At 42.0% G+C, this 274-nt stretch carries 1 pseudogene; it reads right to left on the reverse strand.

Annotated features, from left to right (window positions below):
* Positions 1-274, reverse strand: a pseudogene (locus tag ACQCT8_RS19040) (IS5/IS1182 family transposase); the annotation flags it as partial.

Raw genomic sequence — 274 nt, forward strand, 5'->3', positions numbered from 1 at the left:
CACTTTCGTATACTTTGTACTCTCTGGTAAAGCCTTTGCGGTCGGTCTTCCGGGAATGATAACGGAAGGTAAGTTGCTGGTCATTTGGGCATTGGAAGGAATCCGTTTCATTATTGTAGTTCCAGTTCGCCGTATTAAACGCATTTTTCTGATTGCGTTTCTTTTGTTCTTTCCGGTACGTATTATAGGTAATCAATGGTGTACTCTCCCGATTGTCCAATACATCCTGATAATTTTCTTCACTTCCATACCCGGCATCTGCGACTATATAAGC

The organism is Jeotgalibacillus proteolyticus, from assembly GCF_050107735.1.
In the GTDB taxonomy this organism is placed as follows: Bacteria; Bacillota; Bacilli; order Bacillales; family Jeotgalibacillaceae; genus Jeotgalibacillus; species Jeotgalibacillus proteolyticus_A.